Genomic DNA, 319 nt, shown 5'->3' with positions numbered 1-319 from the left:
AACCCCCTAAGGTTCCGACTAAAAAGTAGAAAATATTTCTGATTATCGCAACGAAAGTAATGTAATGAGCCTCTCATGGAGGCTCATTACGTGATTTTCACTAGTCCCCGTGTTCCTCGAACGGGTCTCTTAGTTGTTGAGAGGGTTGCCCAAAAGCAGTATATAAGGCGTACCCGGTAAAACTTACAAGTAAACCAGATATAAAGATGGCGACGAGAGTTGCTGTTTCCATTATCATATAATCTCAAGACCACAATGGATCTATGATAAGATCATTGATTTATAATGGAATAGTATACAAAGTCAATAGATCTCAAAC

1 protein-coding gene is annotated in these 319 nt (G+C 38.6%); it reads right to left on the bottom strand.

Going from position 1 to position 319, the window contains the following annotated elements:
- Positions 1–100 precede the first annotated feature (100 nt).
- Complete coding sequence (gene psbN, locus QQK25_RS24990; RefSeq protein WP_189986852.1) at positions 101–232, bottom strand: photosystem II protein N; 132 nt, start codon at positions 230–232, stop codon at positions 101–103.
- Between the last annotated feature and the right edge of the window lie 87 nt (positions 233–319).

This window comes from Zoogloea oryzae (assembly GCF_030161255.1).
GTDB classification, from domain to species: Bacteria; Pseudomonadota; Gammaproteobacteria; order Burkholderiales; family Rhodocyclaceae; genus Zoogloea; species Zoogloea oryzae.
Note: the sequence above shows the minus strand (reverse complement) of the source record. Positions and strands in the feature narration are given on the sequence as shown.